26 protein-coding genes and 1 pseudogene are annotated in these 25,744 nt (G+C 50.2%); 23 read left to right on the top strand and 4 right to left on the bottom strand.

Translation table 11 applies throughout. The features are described 5' to 3' along the window. Positions 1–533: 533 nt before the first annotated feature. The 22 genes and pseudogenes from I2E21_RS05930 to I2E21_RS05825 all read left to right on the top strand — a co-directional run bounded on the left by I2E21_RS05930 (position 534) and on the right by I2E21_RS05825 (position 22,640). Positions 534–719, top strand: a complete 186-nt coding sequence (locus I2E21_RS05930) for a hypothetical protein (RefSeq protein WP_033118356.1) — start codon at positions 534–536, stop codon at positions 717–719. Beyond that, positions 720–1,052: a hypothetical protein gene (locus I2E21_RS05925; protein ID WP_006859272.1), complete on the top strand. Its 333-nt coding sequence runs from the start codon at positions 720–722 to the stop codon at positions 1,050–1,052. After that, the gene (locus I2E21_RS05920; protein WP_006859273.1) at positions 1,049–1,351 is read left to right on the top strand and encodes a DUF3847 domain-containing protein; all 303 of its coding nucleotides are present in this window, start codon (positions 1,049–1,051) and stop codon (positions 1,349–1,351) included. The genes I2E21_RS05925 and I2E21_RS05920 overlap by 4 nt, the downstream gene beginning before the upstream one ends. 287 nt (positions 1,352–1,638) lie before the next feature. Beyond that, the gene (locus I2E21_RS05915) at positions 1,639–1,998 is read left to right on the top strand and encodes an SdpI family protein (RefSeq protein ID WP_006859274.1); all 360 of its coding nucleotides are present in this window, start codon (positions 1,639–1,641) and stop codon (positions 1,996–1,998) included. A 152-nt stretch (positions 1,999–2,150) separates the two neighbouring features. Continuing rightward, the gene (mobQ, locus tag I2E21_RS05910; protein WP_006859284.1) at positions 2,151–3,740 is read left to right on the top strand and encodes a MobQ family relaxase; all 1,590 of its coding nucleotides are present in this window, start codon (positions 2,151–2,153) and stop codon (positions 3,738–3,740) included. Positions 3,741–3,804: 64 nt separating this feature from the next. Then, on the top strand, positions 3,805–4,446 hold the full coding sequence (locus I2E21_RS05905) for a CHC2 zinc finger domain-containing protein (protein WP_014081132.1): 642 nt from the start codon (positions 3,805–3,807) through the stop codon (positions 4,444–4,446). Between the two features lie 13 nt (positions 4,447–4,459). Beyond that, positions 4,460–5,752: a virulence-associated E family protein gene (locus I2E21_RS05900; RefSeq protein ID WP_007884071.1), complete on the top strand. Its 1,293-nt coding sequence runs from the start codon at positions 4,460–4,462 to the stop codon at positions 5,750–5,752. 242 nt (positions 5,753–5,994) lie between these two features. Continuing rightward, positions 5,995–6,192, top strand: a complete 198-nt coding sequence (locus tag I2E21_RS05895; protein ID WP_006858666.1) for a hypothetical protein — start codon at positions 5,995–5,997, stop codon at positions 6,190–6,192. A 6-nt stretch (positions 6,193–6,198) separates the two neighbouring features. Continuing rightward, positions 6,199–7,863 carry a recombinase family protein gene (locus I2E21_RS05890; protein WP_007884068.1) on the top strand — a complete coding sequence of 555 codons (1,665 nt, stop codon included), beginning with the start codon at positions 6,199–6,201 and terminating at the stop codon, positions 7,861–7,863. An 89-nt stretch (positions 7,864–7,952) separates the two neighbouring features. Further along, a pseudogene (locus tag I2E21_RS05885) lies at positions 7,953–8,036 on the top strand (Maff2 family protein); the annotation flags it as partial. 16 nt (positions 8,037–8,052) lie between these two features. After that, on the top strand, positions 8,053–8,922 hold the full coding sequence (locus I2E21_RS05880; RefSeq protein ID WP_195410706.1) for a VirB6/TrbL-like conjugal transfer protein, CD1112 family: 870 nt from the start codon (positions 8,053–8,055) through the stop codon (positions 8,920–8,922). Between the two features lie 41 nt (positions 8,923–8,963). Further along, entirely contained in the window at positions 8,964–9,368 is a 405-nt protein-coding gene (locus tag I2E21_RS05875; RefSeq protein WP_021388550.1) for a PrgI family protein, read from the top strand. After that, entirely contained in the window at positions 9,316–11,751 is a 2,436-nt protein-coding gene (locus I2E21_RS05870) for a VirB4-like conjugal transfer ATPase, CD1110 family (protein ID WP_195410705.1), read from the top strand. The genes I2E21_RS05875 and I2E21_RS05870 overlap by 53 nt, the downstream gene beginning before the upstream one ends. Before the next feature lie 49 nt (positions 11,752–11,800). Then, positions 11,801–13,837: a CHAP domain-containing protein gene (locus tag I2E21_RS05865; protein WP_117605126.1), complete on the top strand. Its 2,037-nt coding sequence runs from the start codon at positions 11,801–11,803 to the stop codon at positions 13,835–13,837. Between the two features lie 31 nt (positions 13,838–13,868). Then, positions 13,869–14,126: a DUF4315 family protein gene (locus I2E21_RS05860; protein WP_055153476.1), complete on the top strand. Its 258-nt coding sequence runs from the start codon at positions 13,869–13,871 to the stop codon at positions 14,124–14,126. Next, positions 14,116–14,844: a DUF4366 domain-containing protein gene (locus I2E21_RS05855; RefSeq protein WP_002610332.1), complete on the top strand. Its 729-nt coding sequence runs from the start codon at positions 14,116–14,118 to the stop codon at positions 14,842–14,844. The genes I2E21_RS05860 and I2E21_RS05855 overlap by 11 nt, the downstream gene beginning before the upstream one ends. Continuing rightward, positions 14,841–15,029, top strand: coding sequence for a hypothetical protein (locus I2E21_RS05850; protein ID WP_002610333.1), 189 nt, complete (start codon positions 14,841–14,843; stop codon positions 15,027–15,029). Before I2E21_RS05855 ends, I2E21_RS05850 begins: the two co-directional genes overlap by 4 nt. Before the next feature lie 16 nt (positions 15,030–15,045). Next, positions 15,046–17,136 carry a DNA topoisomerase 3 gene (locus I2E21_RS05845; RefSeq protein WP_002610336.1) on the top strand — a complete coding sequence of 697 codons (2,091 nt, stop codon included), beginning with the start codon at positions 15,046–15,048 and terminating at the stop codon, positions 17,134–17,136. Positions 17,137–17,290: 154 nt separating this feature from the next. Further along, positions 17,291–21,124, top strand: coding sequence for an antirestriction protein ArdA (locus I2E21_RS05840; protein WP_002610337.1), 3,834 nt, complete (start codon positions 17,291–17,293; stop codon positions 21,122–21,124). Between the two features lie 3 nt (positions 21,125–21,127). After that, a complete protein-coding gene (locus tag I2E21_RS05835) occupies positions 21,128–22,072 on the top strand; it encodes a hypothetical protein (protein WP_055153478.1) in 945 nt (314 codons plus the stop codon). A 2-nt stretch (positions 22,073–22,074) separates the two neighbouring features. Then, entirely contained in the window at positions 22,075–22,281 is a 207-nt protein-coding gene (locus I2E21_RS05830) for a transposon-transfer assisting family protein (RefSeq protein WP_002610341.1), read from the top strand. Next, a complete protein-coding gene (locus I2E21_RS05825; protein WP_002610343.1) occupies positions 22,278–22,640 on the top strand; it encodes a cysteine-rich VLP domain-containing protein in 363 nt (120 codons plus the stop codon). The genes I2E21_RS05830 and I2E21_RS05825 overlap by 4 nt, the downstream gene beginning before the upstream one ends. A 179-nt stretch (positions 22,641–22,819) precedes the next feature. Here I2E21_RS05825 and I2E21_RS05820 read toward each other — a convergent pair whose 3' ends face one another. The 4 genes from I2E21_RS05820 to I2E21_RS05805 all read right to left on the bottom strand — a co-directional run bounded on the left by I2E21_RS05820 (position 22,820) and on the right by I2E21_RS05805 (position 25,319). Further along, on the bottom strand, positions 22,820–23,077 hold the full coding sequence (locus tag I2E21_RS05820) for a hypothetical protein (protein WP_002610344.1): 258 nt from the start codon (positions 23,075–23,077) through the stop codon (positions 22,820–22,822). A 2-nt stretch (positions 23,078–23,079) separates the two neighbouring features. Continuing rightward, positions 23,080–24,426: a relaxase/mobilization nuclease domain-containing protein gene (locus tag I2E21_RS05815; RefSeq protein WP_195410704.1), complete on the bottom strand. Its 1,347-nt coding sequence runs from the start codon at positions 24,424–24,426 to the stop codon at positions 23,080–23,082. Further along, positions 24,387–24,716 carry a plasmid mobilization relaxosome protein MobC gene (gene mobC / locus I2E21_RS05810; protein WP_002610348.1) on the bottom strand — a complete coding sequence of 110 codons (330 nt, stop codon included), beginning with the start codon at positions 24,714–24,716 and terminating at the stop codon, positions 24,387–24,389. The genes I2E21_RS05815 and mobC overlap by 40 nt, the downstream gene beginning before the upstream one ends. Positions 24,717–24,959: 243 nt before the next feature. Beyond that, the gene (locus I2E21_RS05805) at positions 24,960–25,319 is read right to left on the bottom strand and encodes a helix-turn-helix transcriptional regulator (RefSeq protein ID WP_286439335.1); all 360 of its coding nucleotides are present in this window, start codon (positions 25,317–25,319) and stop codon (positions 24,960–24,962) included. A 160-nt stretch (positions 25,320–25,479) separates the two neighbouring features. Here I2E21_RS05805 and I2E21_RS05800 point away from each other — a divergent pair, with 160 nt between their 5' ends. Further along, positions 25,480–25,665, top strand: a complete 186-nt coding sequence (locus I2E21_RS05800; RefSeq protein WP_003533355.1) for a helix-turn-helix domain-containing protein — start codon at positions 25,480–25,482, stop codon at positions 25,663–25,665. The last annotated feature ends 79 nt before the right edge of the window (positions 25,666–25,744 follow it).

The raw sequence follows: 25,744 nt of genomic DNA, 5'->3' as shown, positions 1-25,744 counted from the left end.
ACACATCGCTCCTTCCTGCGGCTGGCTGCCGCTGTTATTCCTTATTATACCATATACCGTTCCGAAATCGTGGAATTTTTCGATTTTGGGGCGGTTTTCCTATTTTATGGACATACGGGAAAGGGTTCAAAAATGAGCTATGATTAAGTCAGTTCATCGATGGATTATTTCCAATCGAATGACCGGCCTGATGGGATATGCTCCCCGGCGATGTAGCGCAACGACCTGCGGCAAGGAAATGGAGGAACCTTGACCGCAGCGAGCGTACCAACGGGAACGAAACGCCGCTGTGAGATTCAGGGGCAGGAACGACAGCAGGACAACCCGGCAGAACTGATACCAAAACGCTACCCAAACACGACAAATCGGCGGGGTGTAGTCTGCCCCGTCCGTAATACTATGGGGCATTTCAAAGCGGCTCTATGGCCGTATTTTCCTTGAAAATCGCCCCGAAACATGACACCAAAAACCTTTATCCGCCTGTTCCCGTTGTTACGGCTGAAATGGGCGGATTTTCTATGATAGGAGGCACTATGCCGAGAATGAGCAAGAAACGGAAGTTGGAGCTTTCCTTCTTCCTCAATGACCGGGGGCGTGTGGCCTACAACGACCTGTGCCGGAAGTGCCAGCATAAGTGCAAGCAGAGTTTCCGGGCTGTCGTGATAGACTGCCCCCATTACCTGTCAAAACGAGCCAAGCGAAAGGAGAAAATCAGTTAAATGGAATTTGAATTTATGAGCGCAGACACGGTTCTGCCGCCTTGTATGCCGCTACCCGCCGCAATGCTTCGGCTGCCGATCAGCAGCACAGCAAAAGTCATGTATGCCCGTCTGCTGAACACCACCCTTACGGCAGGGATAGAGGATAGCAACGGCATTTTGTTTGTCCGTTTTCCTATCATGGAATTAGCGGCAGCCCTCTCCCGCAGCCCCGTCACTGTGAAGCGTTCCCTGAAAGAATTGGAGGACATCGGGCTTATCCTGCGGGTGCGCCGGGGTGTGGGAGAACCAAACCGCATTTACACGCTGCTTCCCAAAGGAGGGCTGCCATGATAAATGAGAAGCTGGAAAAGCTGAATCAGGAGATTGCCAAAGGCGAAGCCAGACTGCGGCGGGCGCAGCATGAAGAAAAAATACTGGAACACCAGGTGAAGCAGCTTACCCGGAAGGAACGGACGCACCGGCTCTGTACCAGAGGAGCTATGCTGGAAAGTTTCCTTTTAAGGCCGGAAGTGCTGACAGACGAGGATGTGATGGACATTCTGAAACAGGCATTTTCTCAAAGTGGCATGAAGGAAATAGTTGCAGAAAGCGTGAAAGGGCGGGTAGCCGGGGAATCCCTTACGGAGTAAGGGCGCAACTATACACCGGTCAAGCCGGTGCGTTGCGCCCTGCCGGGGGCTTCCTGCGGAAAGCGGATGATTTTCAGCACCGTTGCGGCTGCTTCCAATCATCACAGGGGACGCTACACTTCCCCTGCGCTGGCTGCGCCAGCTACCCCTTTGTGGACTTGCCGCCCGGGAACACCTTGCGCTGCAAGCTGTTCCCGTCCAGCAAGTTTACAATTTATCTATTCCAAAACAGGACTGCCCGTAGTATAATAAAGCTAATGACGAACACTATCTAAGGAGATGGTTTTATGTATGGATTGATTGCTTTGAATTTCATCATACCCTTTGTTATGGTTTTTGTAGGATATATCTTAAAGAAGCACCCGGTAAAAGATATGACATCCGGTAACGGATACAATACGCCTACATCTCGGAAGTCACAAGAGCATTGGGATTATGCACAAAGCATAGCACCTAATATTTTTATTGGTATTGGCAAAACATTAGGTTTGGTAGAAATCGTTTTGTGTATATCCTTACTTCTTCTTAATATTTCTACACAGACTACCGTATTTGCAGGAGTAGTTGTTGGAATTATTTTTCTGATTTTTGGATTTTATAAAACAGAAACTGGAATTACAAGTAAATTTGCGAACAAAAACTTTTAAGCTATTAGACAGCTTTCCATCATCGAGCCAACCTGACCCGAACCTTCAAAACTGAATACTAATCGCCTACCAGCGACACCACTAAGCAGGAAATCAGAAACGGTTTCCTGCTTTTCTTTTGCCCAAAATCAACCACAGGAAGGAGGAACGCTATGCCCTGTCCACACCATGATATAAAAATAATCCAGCGCAGCAACCACCAGTCAGCCGTTGCGTCTGCCGCCTACCAGAGTGGGGAACGGCTGTTTTCCGAGTACGACCAGAAGCAGAAATACTATTCCCATAAAAGCGAGATTGTCCATACAGAAATCATGCTGCCGCCCCACGCCCCACCAGCGTATGCAGACCGCAATACTTTGTGGAACGCCGCCGAAGCTATCGAGAAGCAATGGAACTCCCAGCTTGCCCGGAGAATCGTGCTTGCCATACCGAGGGAAATCCCCCCGGAACAGCACGCCGACCTTATCCGGGACTACTGCCGGGAGTTTTTTGTTTCTAAAGGCATGATTGCCGATTTTGCCATCCACGACAAAGGGAATGGGAATCCCCACGCCCACATCCTGCTGACCATGCGGGCAATGGACGAAAACGGGAAATGGCTTCCCAAGAGCCGGAAGGTTTATGACCTTGACGAGAACGGCGAGCGTATCCGGCTCCCGTCCGGGAGCTGGAAAAGCCACAAGGAGGATACCGTGGACTGGAACGACCAGAAGTACGGAGAGATCTGGCGGCAGGGCTGGGCGGCTACCGCTAACCGCTATCTGGAAGCCAACGGACGCCCGGAGCGCCTTGACCTTCGTTCCTATGAACGGCAGGGGCTTGATAAAATCCCCACCGTCCATATGGGGCCAGCAGTCAGCCAGATGGAGAAACGAGGGATACAGACCAACATCGGCAACTTGAACCGGGACATCAAAGCCGCCAATTCCCTTATGCAATCTATCCGGCAGATGGTACGCCACCTGAAAGGCTGGATTGCAGACCTGAAGGAGAAAAAAGCCGCCCTGCTGGAAGCCTTGCAGGAATCGAAGGAACCCACCCTGCCGGAGCTGCTGGGGAAATATCTGGATTTGCGCCGGGAGGAACGTACAGGCTGGACAAGCAAAGGCCAGCTTACAGGCAGCGTTGCCGATTTCAACAAGGTTATGGAAGCTATCCGCTATCTGCGGGAAAAGGAGCTGTCCACTGTGCAGAGTTTGGACGCTTATCTGGATACCGTCAGCGGGCAGGCCGTTTCCATCCGGGCAGAGATGAAGCCGAAAGAACAGCGTATGAAAGAAATCAACACCCTGCTTTCCCATATCGCCAACTTTGAAGCCCATAAGCCGGTTCATGTGGAGTATGCTGCCATCCGGTTTAAGAAGCCACGGGAACAGTTTGCCGCCGCCCATCGGGACGAGCTGGACGCCTATAATGCCGCTATCCGTTATTTCAAGGTGCATTTGAAGGAGAAGAAGTACAGCATTAAAAAGCTGAATGAGGAACAGACACAGCTTGCCGGAGAAGTTGCCGGATATAAGGAACGGTTGTCCGCATTACAGGAGGATGTGAAGATTCTCCGGGATGTGCGTCACTGGCTCAATCAGGTTCTTCCGTCTGAACAGTACCGCCAGACCGCCGAGCCGGGAAAGAAACCGTCCATCCAGCAGGCAGTCAAAGGCCGGACGCAGCGTATCCGGGAAGAACAGGCCGAGAAACGGAAGCAGCCCCGCACAGAGAAAAAACAGGATATGGAACTTTAATAGGCGCTTGCTATTTTCTTTTTCGAGAATGACAGGCGCTTTTCTTATTTTCAGGAGGATTTATTTGAATGTATTTAAAGCTGTCAAGCAGTCTGTTACCACCCGGCAGGCTGCGGAGCATTTTGGAATCCGGGTGGGACGAAACGGGATGTGTGTCTGCCCCTTCCATGCTGATAAAAACCCCAGCATGAAGGTTGACCGGCGCTTTCACTGTTTCGGCTGTCAGGCAGACGGGGATGTGATTGACTTTGTTTCCCGTCTGGAAGCTGTCAGTCCGAAGGAAGCCGCCCTCATGCTGGCGCAGGAGTTCTCCATCCCCTATGAGGACAGGGAACCACCCGGCAGGAGAAAACCCAAACCCCGGCAGGAAACCCCGGAACAGCGGTTTTGCCGCATGGAGCGTTACTGCTTCCGGGTGCTGTCCGATTATTACCATCTTCTGCGCCGCTGGAAACGGGACTATGCCCCTAAGATGCCGGAAGAAGCATGGCACCCGCTTTTTGTGGAAGCCTTGCAGAAGCAATCCCATGTGGAATATCTGCTGGATGTGCTGCTCTCCCCGGATATGGAGGAACGGGCAGTCCTTATCGTTGACTATGGAAAGGAAGTGAGCAATCTTGAAAGACGAATGGCAGAGCTTGCCGCCCAAGATACGGCAGGCCGCAGAACAGACCATACAAGAAGCAGCCCCGCCCCGGAGCATTGAGGAAGTAAAGGCCATGCTGGAAAGCACCGAGAAAGGCAGCGTCCGCAACAGTATCCGCAACTGCCTGACCGTCTTTCAGAATGACCCGCTGCTTTCCGGGGCAATCGCAAAAAATCTGCTGACCGAGCGAGTGGACATTGTAAAGCCCATCGGCTACCACCGCATCGGCACCGCCATCACGGACACGGATATGAACTATCTGCTCCTGTATCTGGAAGAAACCTATGGGCTTACCAGTGAGAAAAAGATTACCGCCGCCATCGGGATTGTTGCCAATGAAAACGGCTACCACCCCGTCCGGGACTACCTGAACGGCCTTTCATGGGATGGGCAGGAGCGTATCCGCTATTGCCTGCGCCACTTTCTGGGAGCCGACACCGACCAGTACACCTATGAAGCCCTGCGGCTGTTCCTGCTGGGAGCCATCCACCGGGCATTTTGCCCCGGCTGTAAATTTGAAGTCATGCTCTGTCTGGTGGGCGGTCAGGGAGCCGGGAAATCCACCTTTTTCCGGCTGCTGGCAGTAAAAGACGAGTGGTTTTCCGATGATTTGCGGAAGCTGGATGATGATAACGTGTACCGCAAGCTGCAAGGCCACTGGATTATCGAGATGTCGGAGATGATTGCCACCGCCAATGCCAAGAGCATTGAGGAAATCAAGTCATTTTTAAGCCGACAGAAGGAGGTCTATAAAATCCCATACGAAACCCACCCGGAGGACAGGCTGCGGCAATGTGTGTTCGGCGGCACTTCCAATGCCCTTGACTTCCTGCCCCTTGACCGTTCCGGCAACCGGCGCTTCCTGCCGGTCATGGTGTACCCGGAACAGGCCGAGGTTCACATTTTGGAGGACGAAGCCGCTTCCAGAGCCTATCTTGCACAGGTCTGGGCAGAAGCCATGACGGTTTACCGCAGCGGGGATTTTAAGCTGTCTTTCAGCCCGGAAATGGTGCGCTATCTCAAAGAACACCAGCGGGATTTCATGCCGGAGGACACCAAGGCCGGGATGATACAGGCATACCTTGACCGCTATACCGGCGGCATGGTGTGTTCCAAGCAGCTTTTCAAGGAAGCCCTGAACCACCCCTTTGACGAGCCGAAGCAATGGGAAATCCGGGAAGTCAACGACATCATGAACCATTGCGTGACGGGCTGGAATTACTTTTCCAACCCCCGTGTGTTCCCGGAATACGGCAGGCAAAAGGGCTGGGAGCGTGAAACGAAAGCAACGGACATCAGCAACGGAGCTGAAAAAATCCCGGAAGGATTTGAGGAAGTCACGGAACAGATGGAGCTTCCCTTCTGAAAAATGCAGCCGGTTGCCGACCCTGTTGCACTCCCGTTGCCGAGCCGGTTGCCGGGAAACCCCCCGTAACTGCGGGCTTTTCCCCTTATCAGCAACCAAAACAACAGAAAAATAAAAGAAAATAAAAATAAGAGCCAAACTGCCAGACAGAGATAGTTTTCAGGTTTTTTGAAGCCCGTTGCCGGACTTCGTTGCCGACCTTCTCCTTGTCTGGCTTATTCTATTATGGAGGATAACTGCCTATGGCAAAAACGAAAACAGAGATTCATGTTACCACAGTTTTTGACGGCGAACTGGACGCCACAGACGTCTTTGTGAGCCTGATTGCCCAAAAATATGGGCAGAATACCAGCAAAGAAAATCTTGCGAAAACACAAGATTTAGAGTATAATAAGGATGAGGTTCAGAAGAACCGTGTTCCGTCTGGATTGTGCGGGTAAACGGTTATGATGAACGGATATGAATATACAGACATGGACGCAATACTGGCAGGCAGCTTCCGGGCAGCCATCTATTGCAGGCTTTCCAAAGACGATGACCTTGACGGGGAGAGCGCCAGTATTGCCAACCAGCGGGATATGCTGGAAAAATACTGCGAAAAGCAGGGATGGGAGGTTGTGGCAGTCTATCAGGACGATGGCTACACGGGGCTGAACATGGAGCGCCCCGACCTGAAACGGATGCTCAAAGCCATCGAGCGCAGGCAGATAAACCTTGTCATAACGAAAGATTTATCGAGGTTGGGCAGAAATTATTTGCAGACCGGCACACTCATTGAGGACTTCTTTCCCCGCCACGGCGTCCGCTATATCGCCATGAATGACGGTATCGACACCATGCGGGAGAATAACGACATTGCGCCGTTCAAGAACATCCTCAACGAGATGTACAGCAAGGATATTTCCAAGAAGGTACATTCCTCTTACCTTCTGAAAGCCCAGCAAGGCCAGTTTACCGGCTGTATCGCCCCTTTCGGGTATCAGAAAGACCCGGAGGACAAAAACCATCTGCTGGTGGACGAGGAAACCGCCCCCATTGTCCGGCAAATCTTCCGCTGGGCGCTGGAAGGACACGGCCCGAACTTTATCCGGCGCAGGCTGGAAGAACAGAAGGTGCCTTGCCCTACATGGTGGAACCGGGAACGGGGCTTCCGCAATGTCCGCACTAAATGGGAAAAGAAAGACCCGGTAAACGGGCGGTATATGTGGGATTTTTCGGTAATCAAGGACATCCTGATGAATCCCGTCTATACCGGGGCTATCGCTTCCCAGAAGAAGGACTACCGCTTCAAAATCGGCACCATCGGGGAAAAAAAGCCGCAGGACTGGATTGTGGTGGAGGAACGGCATGAGCCGATTGTTGACCGCAAGAGCTTTGACATCGTGCAGGACAAGCTGAAATCCCGGCAGCGTTCCCGCCAGACCGGGGAAATCAGCCTGTTTGCGGGGCTTCTCAAATGTGGCGAGTGTGGGAAATCACTGACTATCCGCTACACCAACGACAAGCACCCGAAGCAGATTTATTCCTGTAAGACCTATAATGCCTATGGGAAACAGCACTGTACCCAGCACCGTGTGGAGTACGAAACCCTTTACCGCCTTGTGCTGAACAAAATCCGGGAATGTGCGAAGGCCGCCCTGATGGACGGGGAAGCTGTTGCCGGACGGCTTACCAACACCTGTGAAGCCGAGCAGAAAGGCCAGCGGGAAGCGTTGGAGCGTTCCCTGACGAAGCACGAGGAACGGATTGAGGTACTGGAAAAAATGGTGCTGCGGCTCTATGAGGACATGGTTGCCGGACGTATCAGCGAAGCAAACTTCAATCTCATGCTGGATAAGACGCAGAAGGAACAGGCTGAACTAAAGGAACGGGTTGAACAGGGGCGCAGGAAGCTGGCTGATGAAATCCGCCTTGCCGTGGACGCCAAGCAATGGGTGGACGCCATTCAGGAATACGCCGACATCACGGAGCTGGACGCTGCCACCCTCAACCGTCTGATTAAAGAAATCGTTGTCCATGAACACATCGACAGCGATAAGACACGACACATTTCTATTGAAATTCATTTTAATCTCAAACCCATCCCGGAGGTGGAACAGGTCACGGCCTGACCTGTTCCCGCCGGGGCGGTTCTAAAAAAATTCCATAAATTTCTTGACACGCCGCCGCCCGCCATCGAGCAGAGTTTTACACCTATTTTGGTATGAAACAGCTCATGGCGGGCGGCGGCGTTGCCCTTATCGGCACTATCCTTGTACCTTTGCTTTCCGGCTTGTTCGGTTAAGCGCGGGTAACTGCCTATGCAGAGCATACTTGACGCGATTAACGAATGGATAAAGGAAATCCTTATCGGAGCGATAAACGGTAATCTGTCAACTATGTTCGGGGACGTAAACGAAAAGGTCGGAACTATCGCAAACGAGGTAGGACAGACCCCGCAGGGTTGGAACGCAAACATTTTCAATATGATACAGACCCTTTCTGAAAATGTAATCGTCCCGATTGCGGGGCTTGTCATTACCTATGTCCTATGCTACGAGCTTATCAGCATGGTAACGGAAAAGAACAATATGCACGACATAGAAACATTCATGTTCTTTAAGTGGATATTCAAAGCCTTTGTTGCGGTGTTTATCGTAACCAACACATTCAACATCACAATGGCGGTTTTTGATATGGCGCAGCATATCGTTTCCGGTGCAGCGGGGGTTATCGGCGGCGATACGAATATCGACGTTGCCGAAGCCCTTGCCGCCATGCAGGAGGGGCTTGAAGATATGGAAATCCCCGAACTGCTCTTACTTGTGCTTGAAACAAGCCTTGTGAGCCTTTGCATGAAAATCATGTCCGTACTGATAACCGTTATCCTCTACGGCAGAATGATAGAGATTTACCTTTACTGTTCGGTATCGCCTATTCCATTTGCAACTATGACCAACAGAGAATGGGGACAGATTGGGAACAACTACCTAAAAGGGCTGTTCGCTCTTGGTTTTCAAGGCTTCCTCATTATGATATGTGTCGGTATTTACGCCGTACTGGTAAACGACATGATAATCGCAGACAATCTGCACAGCGCGGTATTTTCCCTTGCCGCCTATACAGTTATCCTCTGTTTTTCCCTGTTCAAATCCGGCGCACTGGCAAAATCTATTTTTAATGCACATTAACACAGCACACGCGGGCAAGCCCCGCAGAAAGGAGGTTTTTCTTGGCGTATGTACCTGTACCTAAAGACTTATCCAAAGTCAAAACAAAAGTCGCTTTCAATCTGACAAAGCGGCAAATCCTTTGTTTTTCAGTGGCACTTCTTATGGGACTGCCGCTTTTCTTTTTGCTCAAAGACAGCGCAGGGACGAGCCTTGCGGCAATGGCAATGATTGTCGTTATGCTTCCCTGCTTCTTGGTTGCCATGTATGAAAAGCATGGACAGCCCCTTGAAGTGGTTGTAAAGAACATCATTCAGACAAAATTTACCCGTCCCAAAGTGCGACCGTATCAGACGGAAAACCTATATGCACTCTTGGAGAAACAGCGGGCATTAGAAAAGGAGGTATCAGCGATTGTCAAAAGGACAGACAAAAAAGACGCGGGAAGCCGCAGGAAACAGGCGTAAGCTGACCCGCGCGGAAAAGAAACAGATTGCCGAAGCTATCCGAAAGGCAAAAGGCGACGGCAAAGCCCGCACCGCACAGCAGACCATTCCCTACCTTGCCATGTACCCGGACGGTATCTGCAAGGTTACGGAAAAAAGATATTCAAAGTGCGTCATGTTCGAGGACATCAATTATCAGCTTGCACAGGCTGACGATAAGACCGCCATTTTTGAAAACTGGTGCGATTTCCTCAACTACTTTGACGCGAGCGTAAGCGTGCAGCTTTCTTTCATCAATCAAGGGACGCAGCGGGAACAGGCAGAAAAAGCAATCTCTATCCCCGCGCAGGAGGACGCTTTTAATTCTATCCGCACCGAGTATTCGGATATGCTGAAAAATCAGCTTAGTAAAGGCAACAACGGGCTTGTGAAGCACAAATACATTACCTTTACCGTTGAAGCCGATAACAAGGCGGCTGCAAAGTCAAGGCTTTCCCGTATCGAAACCGACGTGCTTAACAATTTCAAGGTGCTTGGCGTAACTGCCCGCCCCTTATCCGGCTATGAACGCTTAAAGGTGCTGCATGGGGTATTTCACCCGGAGGGCGAGCCGTTCTCCTTTTCCTTTGACTGGCTTACCCCGTCGGGGCTGTCTACAAAGGATTTTATCGCCCCGTCCTCTTTCCGTTTTGGCGAGGGCAGATATTTCCGCATGGGGAAGAAAATCGGCGCGGCGAGCTTCCTTGAAATCCTTGCGCCGGAACTCAACGACCGTATGCTTGCCGACATACTGGACTTGGAAACGGGCGTAATCGTCAACTTGCATATCCGCAGTATCGACCAGTCGGAAGCAATCAAGACCATTAAGCGCAAAATCACAGACCTTGACAAGATGAAGATTGAGGAACAGAAAAAAGCGGTTAGAAGCGGCTATGACATGGATATAATCCCGTCCGACCTTGCCACCTTTGGCAGCGAAGCAAAGAACTTGTTGCAGGACTTACAGAGCCGCAACGAGCGAATGTTTCTCCTTACGTTCCTTGTGGTAAACATGGCAGACACGAAGCGGAAACTGGAAAATGACATTTTCGCGGCGGCGGGTATCGCACAGAAATACAACTGCCGCCTTACACGCCTTGACTATCAGCAGGAAGCGGGGCTTTTATCCAGTGTGCCGATTGGGGAAAACCTTATCCCGATACAGCGGGGGCTTACCACATCAAGCACCGCTATTTTCATTCCCTTTATCACGCAGGAGTTATTTCAGACGGGGCAAGCCCTGTACTATGGCTTGAACGCCCTTTCTAACAACATGATACTCTGCGACAGAAAGCAGCTCAAAAACCCAAACGGGCTTATCTTGGGAACGCCGGGAAGCGGTAAGAGTTTCGCCGCCAAAAGGGAAATGGCAAATGCTTTCCTCATTACTGACGACGACATTATCATCTGCGACCCGGAAGCCGAGTATTTTTCCCTTGTGCAGCGTCTAAACGGGCAAGTGATACGGCTTTCCCCTACGGGCAGGGGCATTGACGGCAAGCCCCAGTATGTAAACCCTATGGATATAAACCTTAATTACAGCGAGGACGACAACCCTCTTGCGTTGAAAAGTGATTTTATCCTTTCCCTCTGCGAGCTTGTCATTGGCGGCAAGGAGGGCTTGCAGCCTGTCGATAAGACCGTCATTGACAGGGCTGTAAGAAATGTGTACCGCCCGTTCCTTGCAGACCCCGACCCGGCAAAAATGCCTATCTTGGGCGACCTTTACGACGAGCTGCTAAGACAGCCGGAGCCGGAAGCTGCCCGTATCGCGGCGGCATTGGAGCTGTATGTTTCCGGCAGCCTTAACGTATTCAACCACAGAACCAACGTGGAACTTTCTAACCGCCTTGTCTGCTTTGATATAAAGCAGCTTGGGAAGCAGCTCAAAAAGTTAGGTATGCTCATTGTGCAAGACCAGACATGGAACAGGGTAACGATAAACCGGGCAGAAAAGAAATCCACCCGCTACTATATGGACGAGTTTCATTTGCTCTTAAAAGAGGAACAGACCGCCGCTTACAGCGTGGAGATTTGGAAGCGTTTCCGTAAATGGGGCGGTATCCCAACAGCCATTACACAGAACGTCAAAGACCTTTTGGCAAGCCGCGAGGTGGAAAATATCTTTGAAAACAGTGATTTTGTCCTTATGCTCAATCAAGCGCAGGGCGACCGTACTATCCTTGCAAAGCAGCTTAATATTTCCCCGCAGCAGATGAAATACGTTACCCACACCGAAGCGGGCGAGGGGCTTATCTTTTATGGAAATGTGGTGCTGCCTTTTGTAGACCGCTTCCCGAAAGATACCGAGCTTTACCGGGTAATGACAACGAAGCCGGAGGAAGTTTCCGAAAGCGGAAAGTGAGGTGCAGACCATGAAGCAATATAAATCCCGCGATAAAATCACACAGAAAATGACCCGCGACGGGCTTATTGAGGTAAACGAAACACAGCAGACCGCCGAGCGTATCAGTAAACGGGAACAGGACGCGGATTTTCAAAAGTCCCCGGAGCAGCAAGCGGCGCAGGACGGGACGCAGCTTCAAGGTGTAGCGTCCCAAACTTCCCCGTTACCCCACGCACCGGGAGCTTCCCCCGCAAGGGACACCGCCACAGCAGAGCGCGTTATGGAGCATATCGAAGCAGCACAGACCCGCAGAGCCAGTAAAAAAGCGGTACATAAAGCACAGGAGGAAGTTACCGTACAAACAACATCTTCCCGCTTGCAGTTTACCGAGGAAGAACTTGCCGTCCCGGAACTGGAATGCTATATTGAGAAATCAAACAAAGCCGCTGACCGACTGGACGCAGCAAAGGCAGCTATCCCGAAGCAAAAGAAACTGGTTAAGGAGCGCACCTTTGACGAAGCCGCAGGAAAGGCAAAGACCCGACTTCACTTTGAAGAACAGGAAAAACCGATACCCGGCGGCAAAAAAGGAAACCCGCTGTCCCGCCCCGCACAGGAAGCAGGGATTTTCGTCCACAACAAGATACATTCCGTTGAAAAGGACAATTCCGGCGTTGAGGGGGCGCATAAATCGGAGGAACTTGCCGAGCGCGGCGCGAAATACGGGGCGCGGAAGTTAAAACAGGGCTACCGCAGCCATAAGCTGAAACCTTACCGGGAAGCGGCAAAGGCAGAAAAGGCAGCATTTAAGGCAAACGTCAACTTCCAGTATCACAAAACCCTGCACGACAACCCGCAGCTTACTTCTAACCCGCTTTCCCGTTTCATGCAGAAACAGCAGATAAAACGCCAGTATGCAAAGGCGGCAAAGAAAGGAGGGGCAAAAGCCGCAGCGGAAGCCACAAGAAAGACGGCGAAGAAAACCGCCGAGGAAACGAGGAAAGCCGCCGCATTTGCGGCAAGACACCCGGCGGGCATTTTGATTGCAGTTGCCGCGCTGCTTCTCTTTATTATGATTTCCGCAGGGCTGTCCTCTTGCGGGGCTATGTTTTCGGGCTTGACAAACGGGGTGCTTGGCACTTCCTACACATCCGAGGACAGCGACCTTGTGGCAGTTGAAAACAACTATGCCGCATTGGAAAACGGGCTGCAAAGTGAGATTGACAATATCGAAAGCACCCACCCCGGCTATGATGAATACCGCTACGACCTTGACAGTATCGGGCATAACCCCCACGAACTTGCGTCTTACTTGACCGCCCTCTTGCAGAGCTACACCCCGCAGAGCGCACAGGCAGAGCTTGAACGTATCTTTTCCATGCAGTACACCTTGACGCTGACCGAGGAAGTGGAAATACGCTACCGCACCGAAACAAGCACCGACCCGGAAACCGGGGAAACCACCACCGAGGAAGTCCCTTATGAGTATCACATCTTAAATGTGAAACTGACAAACAAGCCGATTTCAGAGCTTGCGGAGGAACTTCTTACGCCACAGCAGCTTGAAATGTACCGGGTGTATTTGGAAACAAGCGGCAACAAACCGCTGATTTTTGGCGGCGGTTCTCCCGACGGAAGCCCGTCCGAGGATTTAAGCGGTGTGGAGTTTGTAAACGGTACGCGCCCCGGAAATCAAGAGCTTATGGAGCTTGCAAAGCAGCAAGTCGGAAATGTGGGCGGCTACCCTTACTGGTCTTGGTACGGCTTTAACAGCCGCGTGGAATGGTGCGCCTGTTTTGTATCATGGTGCTACAATCAAGCCGGAAAAAGCGAACCGCGCTTTGCGGGCTGCGAATGGCAGGGTGTCCCTTGGTTTCAGTCAAGGGGACAATGGGGCGCACGCGGCTATGAGAATATCGCACCGGGCGACGCTATCTTTTTCGATTGGGATTTAGACGGCGTTGCCGACCATGTGGGGCTTGTGCTTGGCAGGGACGGCAGCCGCGTCTATACCGTTGAGGGCAATTCCGGCGACGCCTGCAAGATAAAGAGCTATGACCTTAACTATCAATGTATCAAAGGCTACGGGCTGATGAACTGGTAAAGCAACCCCAAAAAGAAAGGAGAAATGACCTATGGCAAACAATAAAATTGACCGTATCAATAAGGAAATCGCAAAGACCCGCGAGAAAATCACAGAGTATCAGAACAAGTTAAAAGGACTGGAAGTGCAGAAAACCGAAGCGGAAAACCTTGAAATCGTGCAGCTTGTACGAGCTATGCGTCTGACCCCGCAGGAACTGAACGCTATGCTGTCCGGCGGCGGTATTCCCGGCATGACTGCCGCACCCGCAGAAGAAAACGAACAGGAGGAAAATGCAGATGAAGAATAAACTGAAAAAGACCATGACTGCCCTTTGTGCCGCCCTTATCCTTATGGGCGGTTTTTCTGTCCCTGCCTATGCACAGGGCGCAGCCACAGAGCCGCCCGCCGGGGACGCGACCAACGACAGTAATGTAGTTGTGGAGGAAAAAGAGGAAACGCCGCCCCTTACCCCAAAGGGAAACGCTACACTGGTTGACGATTACGGCGGCAATAAGCAACTTATCACTGTTACCACCAAAGGCGGCAACTACTTCTATATCCTCATTGACCGCGCCGCCGAGGGCGAACAGACCGTACATTTCCTAAATCAAGTGGACGAAGCCGACCTTATGGCACTGACCGAAAACGGCGAAGCTGCCAAAAAGCCGGAAATCTGTAACTGTACGGAAAAATGCGAAGTCGGAAAGGTAAACACGTCCTGCCCGGTATGTGTTACCAGTATGACAGGCTGCACAGGCAAAGAACCTACCCCAACACCAACGGAGCAGCCGGAAGAACTGAAAGAAAAAGGCGGCAATCCCGGTGTGGTGCTTGCCTTAGTCCTCTTTGCCCTGCTTGGTGGCGGCGCAGCGTTCTACTACTTTAAGTTTCTAAAGCCGAAGCAGAATGTAAAGGGCGATACCGACCTTGAAGATTTTGAATTTGAGGACTACGACGAGGACGAGCCGGAAGCAGATACCGGGGAAACTCCCGAAGATGAAGAAACGGAGGAAGAAACCCTATGACCCTGTTTACCAACAATCCCTTTGAAAAGATGATGATACAGAAACCGAACGGGCGGCGTGATAATGCGCCGCCTGTTCCTTATCCCCCTGCTTGTGCTTCCTGCCCTTACAAGGGACAGTCCCCTTGTGTGGGGTACTGTCTGAAACAGGTACAGGAGAAAAAGAAAACCGAGCCGGAACGCTGAAAGGAGGAACTTATATTTGATTTTAGTTATCGCAGAAAAGCCCAGTGTGGCACAGACAATCGCTGCCGTACTGGGGGCAAAGGAAAAGAAAGACGGATTTCTCACAGGAAGCGGCTATATCGTTTCTTGGTGCGTGGGACATTTGGTAGGGCTTGCGGAAGCTGCCACCTACGGGGAACAATATAAAAAGTGGAGCTATGACAGCTTACCGATTTTGCCGCAGGAATGGAAGTACACCGTTGCTTCTGACAAGGAAAAGCAATTCAAAACCCTAAAAGAGCTTATGCACCGGGCAGACGTTTCCGAAGTCGTCAATGCCTGCGACGCGGGGCGCGAGGGCGAACTCATTTTCCGCTTTGTCTATGAAATGGCGGGCTGCAAGAAACCTATGCGCCGCCTTTGGATTTCTTCTATGGAGGACAGCGCAATCAAAGAGGGCTTTTCCCGTCTGAAGAACGGCGAGGAATACGACGCGCTCTTTGCTTCCGCATTGTGCAGGGCAAAGGCTGACTGGTTAATCGGTATCAATGCCACCCGCCTTTTCTCTGTCCTTTACAATCATACCTTGAACGTGGGACGCGTACAGACCCCGACCTTAAAAATGCTTGTTGACCGGGACGCAGCGATTACCACATTTAAGAAAGAAAAATACTACCATGTGCGCCTTGTCTTATCCGGCGCGGAAGCTGCAAGCGAAAAACTATCTGACCGTTCCGAAGCTGACAAGCTGAAAGCTGCTTGCGAAGTGTCAAAAGCAGTCTGTGCTTCCCTTGTGAAAGAGAAAAAGACCGCAGCCCCGCCGAAGCTCTTTGACCTTACTTCTTTACAGAGGGAAGCAAACCGCCTGTTCGGTTATACCGCAAAGCAGACCCTTGACCTTGCACAATCTCTGTATGAAAAAAGACTTCTTACTTATCCGAGAACAGACAGCGCATTTCTGACCGACGACATGAGCGACACAGCGGCGGGCATTATCAAGCTGCTTTGTGGGAAATTTTCTTTTATGGCGGGAAAAGACTTCACGCCGGAGCTTGGAAAGGTGCTGAACAGTAAAAAGGTATCAGACCACCATGCCATTATCCCGACTATGGAGCTTGCAAAGACCGACCTTGCCACGCTGCCGGAAAGCGAAAGGAATATCCTTACCCTTGCCGGGGCGCGTCTGCTCATGGCGACCGCTGCACCGCATACCTTTGAAGCGGTTACAGCAGTTTTTGAATGTGCCGGACAGTCTTTTATCGCAAGGGGAAAAACGGTGCTGTCCGACGGGTGGAAAGAGATTGACCGAAGATACAGGGCAGCCTTAAAGAACAAGCCCGAAACGGACGACGCAGACAGTGACACAGAAAAGACCCTGCCGCCATTTACCGAGGGACAGACCTTTGAAAATCCGACGGCAAAGGTAACGGAGCATGACACAACACCGCCAAAACCTCACAACGAAGCGTCGCTGCTCTCTGCTATGGAGCGCGCCGGAAGTGAGGACACCGACCCGGACGCAGAACGCAAAGGGCTTGGAACTCCCGCCACCCGCGCCGCCGTCATTGAAAAACTGGTAAAGGGCGGCTTTGTGGAGCGAAAAGGCAAGCAGCTACTTCCCACAAAGGACGGTATCAACCTTGTGTGTGTCCTGCCGGACACCTTGACAAGCCCGCAGCTTACCGCAGAATGGGAAAACAATCTGACGCAGATTGCCAAAGGCAAGGCAGACCCCGCCGCATTTATGGAGGGTATCGAGGATATGGCGCGGGAACTGGTAAAGACCTATCCGTTTCTTTCTGATGATAAAGCGCAGATGTTCAAGCCGGAACGGGAAGCGTTGGGAAGCTGCCCCCGCTGCGGTTCTCCTGTCTATGAGGGAAAGAAAAACTACTATTGCAGCAATAAGGAATGTAGCTTTACCATGTGGAAAAATGACCGTTTCTTTGAAGAACGAAAAGTAACCTTTACCCCCAAAATTGCCGCTGCACTCTTACAATCCGGCAAAGTAAATGTGAAAAAGCTCTATTCCCCAAAGACGGGCAAAACCTACGACGGAACTATCGTATTGGCTGATACAGGCGGGAAATATGTCAACTACCGCATTGAACTGTCGAAGAAGAAATAACTGAATAGCAAGCATAGGAAAAGAGTACCCTTTTCCGTAAAATCCCTGCTTTCTCTACCGAGAACGGCGGGGATTTTTGCTTGTTGGGAAGTTTCCCAAACCCTCTGTTTTATGGAGGGTTTTACCCTCTGAAACCGAAGAGAGGAGGTTACACATGGCAAGTTTACGGGACACCGTAAAGGACTATCAAGAAGAATTAAGGGACGGTATCGCTTGGGTGGCGTTTTGGAAAACGGGACGTTCTTGGAACGCCGAATATTTCCACCTTGAAATGAGCGACTACATTTACCCGGAGGACAGAAGCCGCATGGAAGAAATCAAACAGGCTGACCCTGCCGCCGTTGTGGTAAACGGCTATTATTCCGGCTATCTTGGCGAGGATATGAACCTTGACGAGCTGACCGCCGGGGTGCGCCGCCACTACGAAAACGGATATAGCAATATCGGGGAATTTATCGAAGCCCACGACGACAGGCTGCCGCCGGAGCTTATCGAGGAAGCAAGAGCCGCCGCCCACGCTGCGGGGCTTCCTTTCTCTGAAAAAGCCTACCGGGACGGCGAAGAACCCGACCCCTATATTTTTGACGGGAGCATGAGCATGGAGGACTACGAACTTATGCACCGTATGATTGAAAACGAAAGGAGCGAACGCATGGTAGAAACGATTTTAAGCGGGTATCTTTCTAATCTTGGAAAGTACACCGAGGGCAGACCTGCGGGCGAATGGGTATCATTCCCCACGACTGCCGAGCATTTGAAAGAAGTCTTTGACCGTATCGGGATAGACGGCAAAAACTACGGGGAGCTGCATATCACAGAATACCAGTCCTCTATTGCAGGACTGGCAGGAAAATTGACCGAGCTTGAAAGCCTTGACGAACTGAACTATTTGAGCGAACTTTTGAAAATGCAGTTTGACGACGACCGGGAAAAATTTGTTGCAGCTATGGAATACGGCGACCATACAAGGGACTTGCAGGATATTATCAACCTTGCACAAAACCTTGATTGTTACTGGCTTTACCCGTCCGTACAGAGTGAGGAAGATTACGGGCATTATCTGATTGAAGAACTGGACGAGTTGGAGCTGCCCGAAGAAGCAAAAAAATATTTCATGTATGAGGAATACGGGCGGGACGCTGCTATCAATGACGGGGGCAGCTTTACCGAGCAGGGCTATATCTACAATAACCGCAACACCTTTACACAGTGGTACGACGGGCGCGACGTGCCGGAGGAATACCGGGTAACGCCGCAGCCGCCAGTACAGGAAAAGGAACAGGCAGACCTTGACGCTTCCGCAGCCATACAAACCGCCGCCACAGAGCAGCCCCCGGTTCTCCCGATTATCCTATCTTCTGAAAAGCCCGCCGATAAAATGAAAGAGATTACCGACCGACTGGAACAGGGAATTTTAGGACTGTATGAAAGCGACCGTTACGCCGATTATCTGCGTACCATGTCAAAATTCCATGATTACAGCCTTAACAATACAATCCTTATCGCCATGCAGGGCGGCAATCTTGTGAAAGGCTATAAACAATGGGAAAAGGAATTTGACCGCCATGTAAAGCCCGGAGAAAAAGCTATCAAGATACTTGCACCGTCCCCGTTTACCGTCAAGAAGCAGGTGGAAAAAATCGACCCGGACACCCAAAAGCCTGTTTTCGATAAGGACGGAAAACCTGTTACCGAAGAAAAAGAAATCAAGATACCCGCTTTTCGTGTAGTATCTGTCTTTGATATTTCACAGACCGAGGGAAAAGAACTTCCTGCCCTTACCTATGAGCTTACGGGCAACGTGGAACAATACAAGGATTTTTTCGCTGCCCTTGAAAAGACTTCCCCGTTTGCTATGGGATTTGAAGCACTAAGCGGCGGCGTAAAAGGACGCTGCAATTATGAGGAAAAGCGTATCTTCATCAACGAGGGCATGGACGAATTGCAGAATATCAAGACCGCAATCCATGAAATCGCCCACGCCACGCTGCATGATACCGCCCTTGCCATGCCGGAACGCCCCGACCGCCGCACCCGCGAGGTACAGGCGGAAAGCGTCGCCTATGCGGTCTGCCAACATTACGGGCTTGATACGTCGGACTATTCTTTTGGGTATATCGCCGGGTGGAGCAGCGGAAAAGAACTTGCAGAACTGAAAGGCTCTCTTGAAACAATCCGCAGCACCGCCGCAAATCTGATTGATACCATAGACGGACATTTTGCAGAAATCCAAAAGGCACAGGATAAGGAACAGACCACCGAACAGGCACAGCCCGCACAGGAAGCCGCCAAACAGCCCGAAACAAAAGCAGCCGCGCCGGAGCTTCCCGAAGAAACAGCCCCGGTACAGGAAAAAGAAGCACAGCCGGAACAGGCTGCACCCGCCGCCCCTTATTATACTATCAATGAAGCTGCCGCCAAACGTGCAAAGGATATGAACAGTTTTTCCGATTATAAGCAAGGCAGCGCGACGGCTGAATACAGGCACTATGTAGATGAAGCCGTACAACTTGCAGAAAGGCAGAAACAGCGGGTAGACCCGATGTACCATGAGAAAATCGACAGCCTGCTTGACACCTATGCCCGGAAACTGGCGGCGAACATGAATAAAGGCTATGAGATTGACGCGCGTGTTCCCTCTATCCTGATTGCGGGCGGCTCTAACTTCCCCACAAGGAAGAAAGAAAAGCAGAACGCAGCCCGCGACAGCAATTACCGGGAATGGCAGGACATACAAGGGCTTCTTGATAAAATCCGCAGTACCGGCATGGGCGGTATCAGCGCAGACGACCCGCAGGCAGTACAGAAGTTAGAAAAGAAACTGGAAAGCCTTGAAAAATCACAGGAAACCATGAAAGCCGTAAACGCCTACTACCGCAAGCATAAGACCCTTGACGGCTGCCCGCATTTACCGCCGGAGGAACTGGAAAAATTGAAAGCAGACATGGCGAGCAGTTGGCATTTGGAGGACAAGCCCTTTGCGACTTGGGCGTTATCCAACAACAGCGCAGAAATCCGGCGCGTGAAAGACCGTATCAAATCCCTTTCACAGCAAAAAGAAATCGGTTTTGTAGGTTGGGAATTTGACGGCGGCAAGGTGGAAGCAAACACCGAAGCGAACCGACTGCAAATCTTCTTTGAGGATAAGCCGGACGAAGCCACGCGGGAAGCCTTAAAAAGTAATGGCTTCCGTTGGTCGCCAAAAGCCGGGGCATGGCAGCGGCAGCTTACCAGTAACGCCTACTATGCGGCTGATTATGTGAAAGCGATTGCTCCCCTTACCGGGGAAAAGCCTACCGAGTTACAGCGGGCGCATATCCGGCAGCAAAAGGTAGCTGCACAGGAACAACCCGCACAGGAGCAGCCGGAGCAGGAAGCCCCACAGGACAAAGACACCTTTTCCATTTATCAGATAAAAGGCGGGGACGAAACAAGGGACTTGCGTTTTGAGCCTTACGACCGTCTGATTGCCGCCGGACACCGGGTAGACCCGAAAAACTATGCCCTTGTCTATTCCGCACCTCTTACGCCGGGGACTTCCCTTGAAGATATTTACACCCGCTTTAATATCGACCACCCGAAAGATTTTAAGGGACACAGCCTTTCTGTTTCCGACGTAGTGGTACTTCATCAGAACGGGCAGGACACCGCCCACTATGTAGACAGCTTCGGTTATAAGAAAGTGCCGGAATTTTTGCAGCCGGAAAACTATCTGAAAACTGCCGAGCAGACCACCGAGCAAAACTACAACATGATTGACGGGCAGATAAACAACACCCCGACCGTCGCAGAATTGGAAGCAAAGGTAAAGACAGGAGAAACCATTTCCCTTGTTGACCTTGCGGAAACTGTCAAGGCTGACAAGGAACGTGGCAAGGCAGCAAAAACGGAAAAGAAGCCCTCTATCCGGGCGCAGCTTAAAGCAGCGAAAGAACAGACACCGAAGAAACAGGCAAAACAGAAAACACAGGATTTGGAAAGGAGCTGACGCATGAATAAGTTTGAAAACGTGGATATTTTCGCTTCTCTTGACGCTATCATGCGGCAGAATACAGGATTTTTCCAAAGTGATTTTGACATTGACAAGGAGATTATCGCAAAAGCAGCGGCAAGCCCTAACAGAGAGGATAAGACGCTGCTATGGTTTTGCCGCCCGTCCGGGACGCATTGTTTTAAGGAGCGCGACGTGTTCCTAAAGGATACCGCCGCCCACAATACATGGTGTTTTTACAAAGAGCAGACCTGCGACCGCGTTCTTGCCTATGCCGTCGAGCTGACGGGCAGGGAGCGCGGGAAAATCAAAGGCAATCTTTATGAGCTTGACTATGCAAGGCAGTATGAGCGCGTTAAGGACAATGCGCTTGCCGCCGACACAGTCAAGTTGATTTATGAGCATGGGACAAGGGAGATACCCGCCGGACAGCATTTTAACGGAAATCCCGATACTTCTTTAGGGAAGTTTGAACACTTTGAAGCAGTACCCAACGACCCGGACGCGCTACAATTCCTTTTACGGGAAGAAAAGCAAAAACGGGATAAACTGACACCGGGCGACTTCAAGGAACATACCGCCGCCCTGCGTGCTGGGCTGATTGAAGCCGAAGCGCGGCGCATTGTGCAGGAAATGAAGCGCAGGGACACGCCCAATAGCCCTAATAGGACACATTTCATGGTGGAGCTGTCCCCGACATTTATGCAGCTTGCGTCCTCTAAGGACACCGACCGTCTGTTTTCCATGTTGCCCTATAAGACACTTTCCTTTTCCAAAATCGAGGGCAGACATGGAACATACGCCTTGATTGATAAAAATGAAAACCGGGGCACAGATATTCGCAGGGTGCGCCCCTCAATCCGGGCGCAGCTTGCCGCTGACAAAAGAAAAGCCGCCCCGAAAAAGGCGGCTGTAAAATCAAAAAATCACGAATTGGAGGTATGAGCATGATTAGACTGACAGTTGAAGAAACAAACCTGTTGAGCATTTACAATGAGGACGGCAAACGTGGGCTTACAGAAAACATCAACGCTGCGCTGCCGTTCATGGACGAGGATATGCGGGAACTGGCGAAACGCACCCTTGCGAAAATCGCACCTCTGACAGAAAATGAGTATGCGGAGCTTGCTATTTTCGCCGCTGATGAGGTATGACCGGGATAAAGCGGCTTACACCACCCCAAAGCCGGAAAGTCAACAGCCTTATAAAAAAGGAGTGCTGCAACTGCGATAACGGACACTGTATTTTACTGGACGACGGGGAGGAATGTGTCTGCCCGCAGCTTATTTCCTATTCGCTTCTTTGCAAATGGTTTCAGACCGCCGTATTGCCCCTTGATAAGCTGCTGTATGCAGAGCTTTTCAAGACCGAGGATAAAAAGCGTTGTACCGAGTGCGGAACTTCTTTTGCGTCCACCTCTAACAGCGTCAAATACTGCCCGGACTGCCGGAAGCGTATTACCCGCAGACAGGCAGCGGAGCGCATGAGAAAACGGCGCGCCCTTGTTACGTAGTAGGGGCAAAAAAAGCCTTGATTTACGGGGCTTTCAGTGCTTGAAAATGACGCGGCAAGGGTTTTATACCTTATCCCCTAAAAATGACGTTCTATTGCGTAACAGATACCAAAAACGCACCTACATAAAACAGGGCACGGACAGTCTTTTGTTGGCTGTCTGCGCCCTGTTCTTTTACTTTATTCGTGCAGTTCTTCTATATCCTTTATTCGGTTTTCCAATAGGATATACAGCTCTCCATTCTCTCCCCTTATAACCAGAGTATCATTTTCATCGGAATAAGTTCCATATTCCACACATTCTATATATCCGATAAGTGTATTTCCGTCCTCAAAAGTAATTTGGATTTTACTGTCTGCGTTAATATAAGTTTCTACGCCATAACTGCCATTTTCTAATGTTATTCTGTAACATGGTGTAATACCAACCATTTTCATAATTATTCCCGTTCCTTTCCTTTCTTCCGTTCCGGCTCTTTGCCTTGCCGCAAAATATTGTCTATGTTCTGTTTGATAACGTCGTATTCCTTGACCTGTTTTTTCAGCTTGCCATAATCAGCGTAAAGGGCTTCTTTTTGCGCTTGTAGTTTCCCGTATTCTTCCTGCATGGCGGCAAGATTGGGGAGTTTAGTAACGCCCGCCGCTTTCAGTGTCTTTACTGCCGCTTCATGGAGTATCAGACTGCTTTCCTGCTTTGCCCGGTATGCGTCCTTATCCTTTGCCCTGCGGTATGCTTCATAGACAGGTTTTGTCTTTTGGTAGGTAGTAACGTGCTTCATCAGCACCGCCATATCTGCAAGACGCTTTTCCACGCTCTTTAATGCGTCTGCTGTCTTTTCATTTTCCGCATTTACTTCCTCAATCCGGCTGACTAAATCTGCGTACTGCTCAATCTTATGTTCTGTCAAGAAATTCATAGTCTTTGCAGCCAGTTTCAGATTATGGATTTTCGCCCACTGTTCATAGCCCCGGCTCTCTTGTGCCTTGATACTGTTTTCAATGTCAATAAGCAGCGATACGCCGCGCTGCTCTTTGGGAGCTTTCGCTGCCTTTGTGCGTTTGCCCTCTATCCGTTCTCTTATGGCTTCCTCTGTATAATCTGTACCGAGAGTTTTCAGACGGGTAAAGCGTTCCTGTCCGGGAGCGCGGCAGGAGATATATTTTCCCGGCTTTATCTCATAACCCGCTGCCTGTAACCGCTGCAACAATTCTTCAAAACTTGCTACTTGGGGGATAAGCGTATCAACGGCAATTTTCAGCTTGCCTTTCCAACTTGTACCGACCTTTTCCGCTTGATATTCTGCATAGCTTTTTCCCTTGCTGCCTTTGCCCGGAACGACAACAGACAGCCCGTTTTCCCGGCACAGCTTATCGCTCATGTTCCGTATGCCGTAGTAACTGCGCTTATTGGAATTGTACTTATGGTAGTCAACAAAATTGACCGCACAAAAAATGATATGGTTATGGATATGCCCTTTGTCTATGTGGGTAGTTAAGACGTATTCATGCTGTCCCTTTGTTACCGCGTCGGCAAGCTGCTTTCCGATTTCGTGGGCTTTCTCATAATCTACTTCTCCCGGCTCAAAGGACTGTATCAAATGGTGGGCGAGATTGTTTCCCTTATCTATGGCTTGTGCAAGCGTAAATCCAAACTCAATATCTGCCGTTTCATAGCTGCACCCAAAGGAGGACACAAGCATTTTCCCGTCTGTTTTATCCGGGTTTTGGATATAGTCAATGGCTTTGCTCAACGTGCTTTTAATAGGCTTAATCTTTGTAACCGCCATATCTCCGCAAGCACCCCCTTTATTTCCTCTATGTCCTCTTGGTAAACGCTGCCTGTCGCATTGACACGCTTTGCAATCTGATTGATGTTGACCCCGATTTTCTGTATCTCTGCTGTCATGCCTTTTATATCGCTATGGTCTGTCTGAATGATATACCCGTCAATGGCAATCTTGCGAAGATACGCCGCCATGTTCCGGGTAGGGACAAGCTTCATTTTCTGTTCAATCAATGCCCTTTCTTCCTCTGTTACATAGAATTTGATTTGTATTTTTCTTTTGCGTCCGTTCATGCAATCGCTCCTTTCCATTCCGAGGGTTTGGGACACTTCCCAACAAGCAATTTTCAACCGACGCACCGCAGGACGGGAGGGCGAAAATACGGAAAAGGGTACTCTTTTCCTATGCTTGCTACGAAACTTTATCCCTTACTACCTACAACACCGGGAACGGCAAATTTGACGAACTTTCCCAAAAGAAAAACGCCGCAATCTGCGACGTTTCAATCACTCTATATAAACAAAAACGAGAGAACTTTATTCCCCCGTTTCGTCGTTGTTGGCTTCCTCTATTCCTTTTGCAGTAGCAGACAGGATTTTCAAATCTTTTTCGCTCATACCGTCAAGCATAGTATCGAGCTGACGGCGGCGCGTGGATTTCTCCTGTTCCCGTTCCGGGAAAAAGAACTGGTCTACTGATACATCAAGCAGGGTTACAAGCTCATATAAAATCTGTAAACTTGGGTGCTGCCCGCTGTTCTCAATGGACGCGATATATCGGGGCGCAATATTCAGCGTATCGGCTAACTGATTGCGTGATATTCCCTTTGCTTTTCTTGCTGCTTTAATGGCTTGCCCGAAAGCCTTAAAATCAAATTTTTCTTTGTTCTGCTTCATAGTCATTTCACCCAACTACATTGTATATTTCATCTTCCTTTCGAGATATGATTACACACAGCACATTATTGACTGAAATAGAGCATATCATATACTTGATATTATTCGGCTATCCGAGTATAATTATACTGGTAAAATTTGAGGAAAGGGCGTTTTGATTATGGAATATATGTCTTGTCCCGAAGCGGCAAAGAAATGGGGAATTTCTGAAAGACGAGTACAGATACTTTGTAGCGAAAATCGCATACCGGGCGTTTCAAAACTGGGGTATATGTGGCTGATACCAAAAAACGCGGAAAAACCTTTTGATATGAGAAAGAAACAACATAAAATGCAGATACAATAAACAAACAAATAAACCTTACAACAACTGTAAGTGGTGTGGTTGCTTCTTATGCAGTAAAATTATATTCGTAAGATAAGCG

This window comes from Ruminococcus sp. BSD2780120874_150323_B10 (genome assembly GCF_015553695.1).
Taxonomy (GTDB): domain Bacteria; phylum Bacillota; class Clostridia; order Oscillospirales; family Acutalibacteraceae; genus Ruminococcoides; species Ruminococcoides intestinale_A.
Note: the sequence above shows the minus strand (reverse complement) of the source record. Positions and strands in the feature narration are given on the sequence as shown.

What these genes read in the sequence shown, in the direction of transcription:
- I2E21_RS05820 (WP_002610344.1), bottom strand. Translation starts at nt 23,077, where the DNA reads ATGAAAATGGTTGGTATTACACCATGTTACAGAATAACATTAGAAAAT.
- I2E21_RS05855 (WP_002610332.1), top strand. Translation starts at nt 14,116, where the DNA reads ATGAAGAATAAACTGAAAAAGACCATGACTGCCCTTTGTGCCGCCCTT.
- I2E21_RS05800 (WP_003533355.1), top strand. Translation starts at nt 25,480, where the DNA reads ATGGAATATATGTCTTGTCCCGAAGCGGCAAAGAAATGGGGAATTTCT.
- I2E21_RS05865 (WP_117605126.1), top strand. Translation starts at nt 11,801, where the DNA reads ATGACCCGCGACGGGCTTATTGAGGTAAACGAAACACAGCAGACCGCC.
- I2E21_RS05830 (WP_002610341.1), top strand. Translation starts at nt 22,075, where the DNA reads ATGATTAGACTGACAGTTGAAGAAACAAACCTGTTGAGCATTTACAAT.
- I2E21_RS05805 (WP_286439335.1), bottom strand. Translation starts at nt 25,319, where the DNA reads ATGAAGCAGAACAAAGAAAAATTTGATTTTAAGGCTTTCGGGCAAGCC.
- I2E21_RS05850 (WP_002610333.1), top strand. Translation starts at nt 14,841, where the DNA reads ATGACCCTGTTTACCAACAATCCCTTTGAAAAGATGATGATACAGAAA.
- I2E21_RS05860 (WP_055153476.1), top strand. Translation starts at nt 13,869, where the DNA reads ATGGCAAACAATAAAATTGACCGTATCAATAAGGAAATCGCAAAGACC.
- I2E21_RS05930 (WP_033118356.1), top strand. Translation starts at nt 534, where the DNA reads ATGCCGAGAATGAGCAAGAAACGGAAGTTGGAGCTTTCCTTCTTCCTC.
- I2E21_RS05925 (WP_006859272.1), top strand. Translation starts at nt 720, where the DNA reads ATGGAATTTGAATTTATGAGCGCAGACACGGTTCTGCCGCCTTGTATG.
- I2E21_RS05890 (WP_007884068.1), top strand. Translation starts at nt 6,199, where the DNA reads ATGATGAACGGATATGAATATACAGACATGGACGCAATACTGGCAGGC.
- I2E21_RS05880 (WP_195410706.1), top strand. Translation starts at nt 8,053, where the DNA reads ATGCAGAGCATACTTGACGCGATTAACGAATGGATAAAGGAAATCCTT.
- I2E21_RS05920 (WP_006859273.1), top strand. Translation starts at nt 1,049, where the DNA reads ATGATAAATGAGAAGCTGGAAAAGCTGAATCAGGAGATTGCCAAAGGC.
- mobC (WP_002610348.1), bottom strand. Translation starts at nt 24,716, where the DNA reads ATGAACGGACGCAAAAGAAAAATACAAATCAAATTCTATGTAACAGAG.
- I2E21_RS05835 (WP_055153478.1), top strand. Translation starts at nt 21,128, where the DNA reads ATGAATAAGTTTGAAAACGTGGATATTTTCGCTTCTCTTGACGCTATC.
- I2E21_RS05840 (WP_002610337.1), top strand. Translation starts at nt 17,291, where the DNA reads ATGGCAAGTTTACGGGACACCGTAAAGGACTATCAAGAAGAATTAAGG.
- I2E21_RS05825 (WP_002610343.1), top strand. Translation starts at nt 22,278, where the DNA reads ATGACCGGGATAAAGCGGCTTACACCACCCCAAAGCCGGAAAGTCAAC.
- I2E21_RS05895 (WP_006858666.1), top strand. Translation starts at nt 5,995, where the DNA reads ATGGCAAAAACGAAAACAGAGATTCATGTTACCACAGTTTTTGACGGC.
- I2E21_RS05815 (WP_195410704.1), bottom strand. Translation starts at nt 24,426, where the DNA reads ATGGCGGTTACAAAGATTAAGCCTATTAAAAGCACGTTGAGCAAAGCC.
- mobQ (WP_006859284.1), top strand. Translation starts at nt 2,151, where the DNA reads ATGCCCTGTCCACACCATGATATAAAAATAATCCAGCGCAGCAACCAC.
- I2E21_RS05915 (WP_006859274.1), top strand. Translation starts at nt 1,639, where the DNA reads ATGTATGGATTGATTGCTTTGAATTTCATCATACCCTTTGTTATGGTT.
- I2E21_RS05900 (WP_007884071.1), top strand. Translation starts at nt 4,460, where the DNA reads ATGCTGGAAAGCACCGAGAAAGGCAGCGTCCGCAACAGTATCCGCAAC.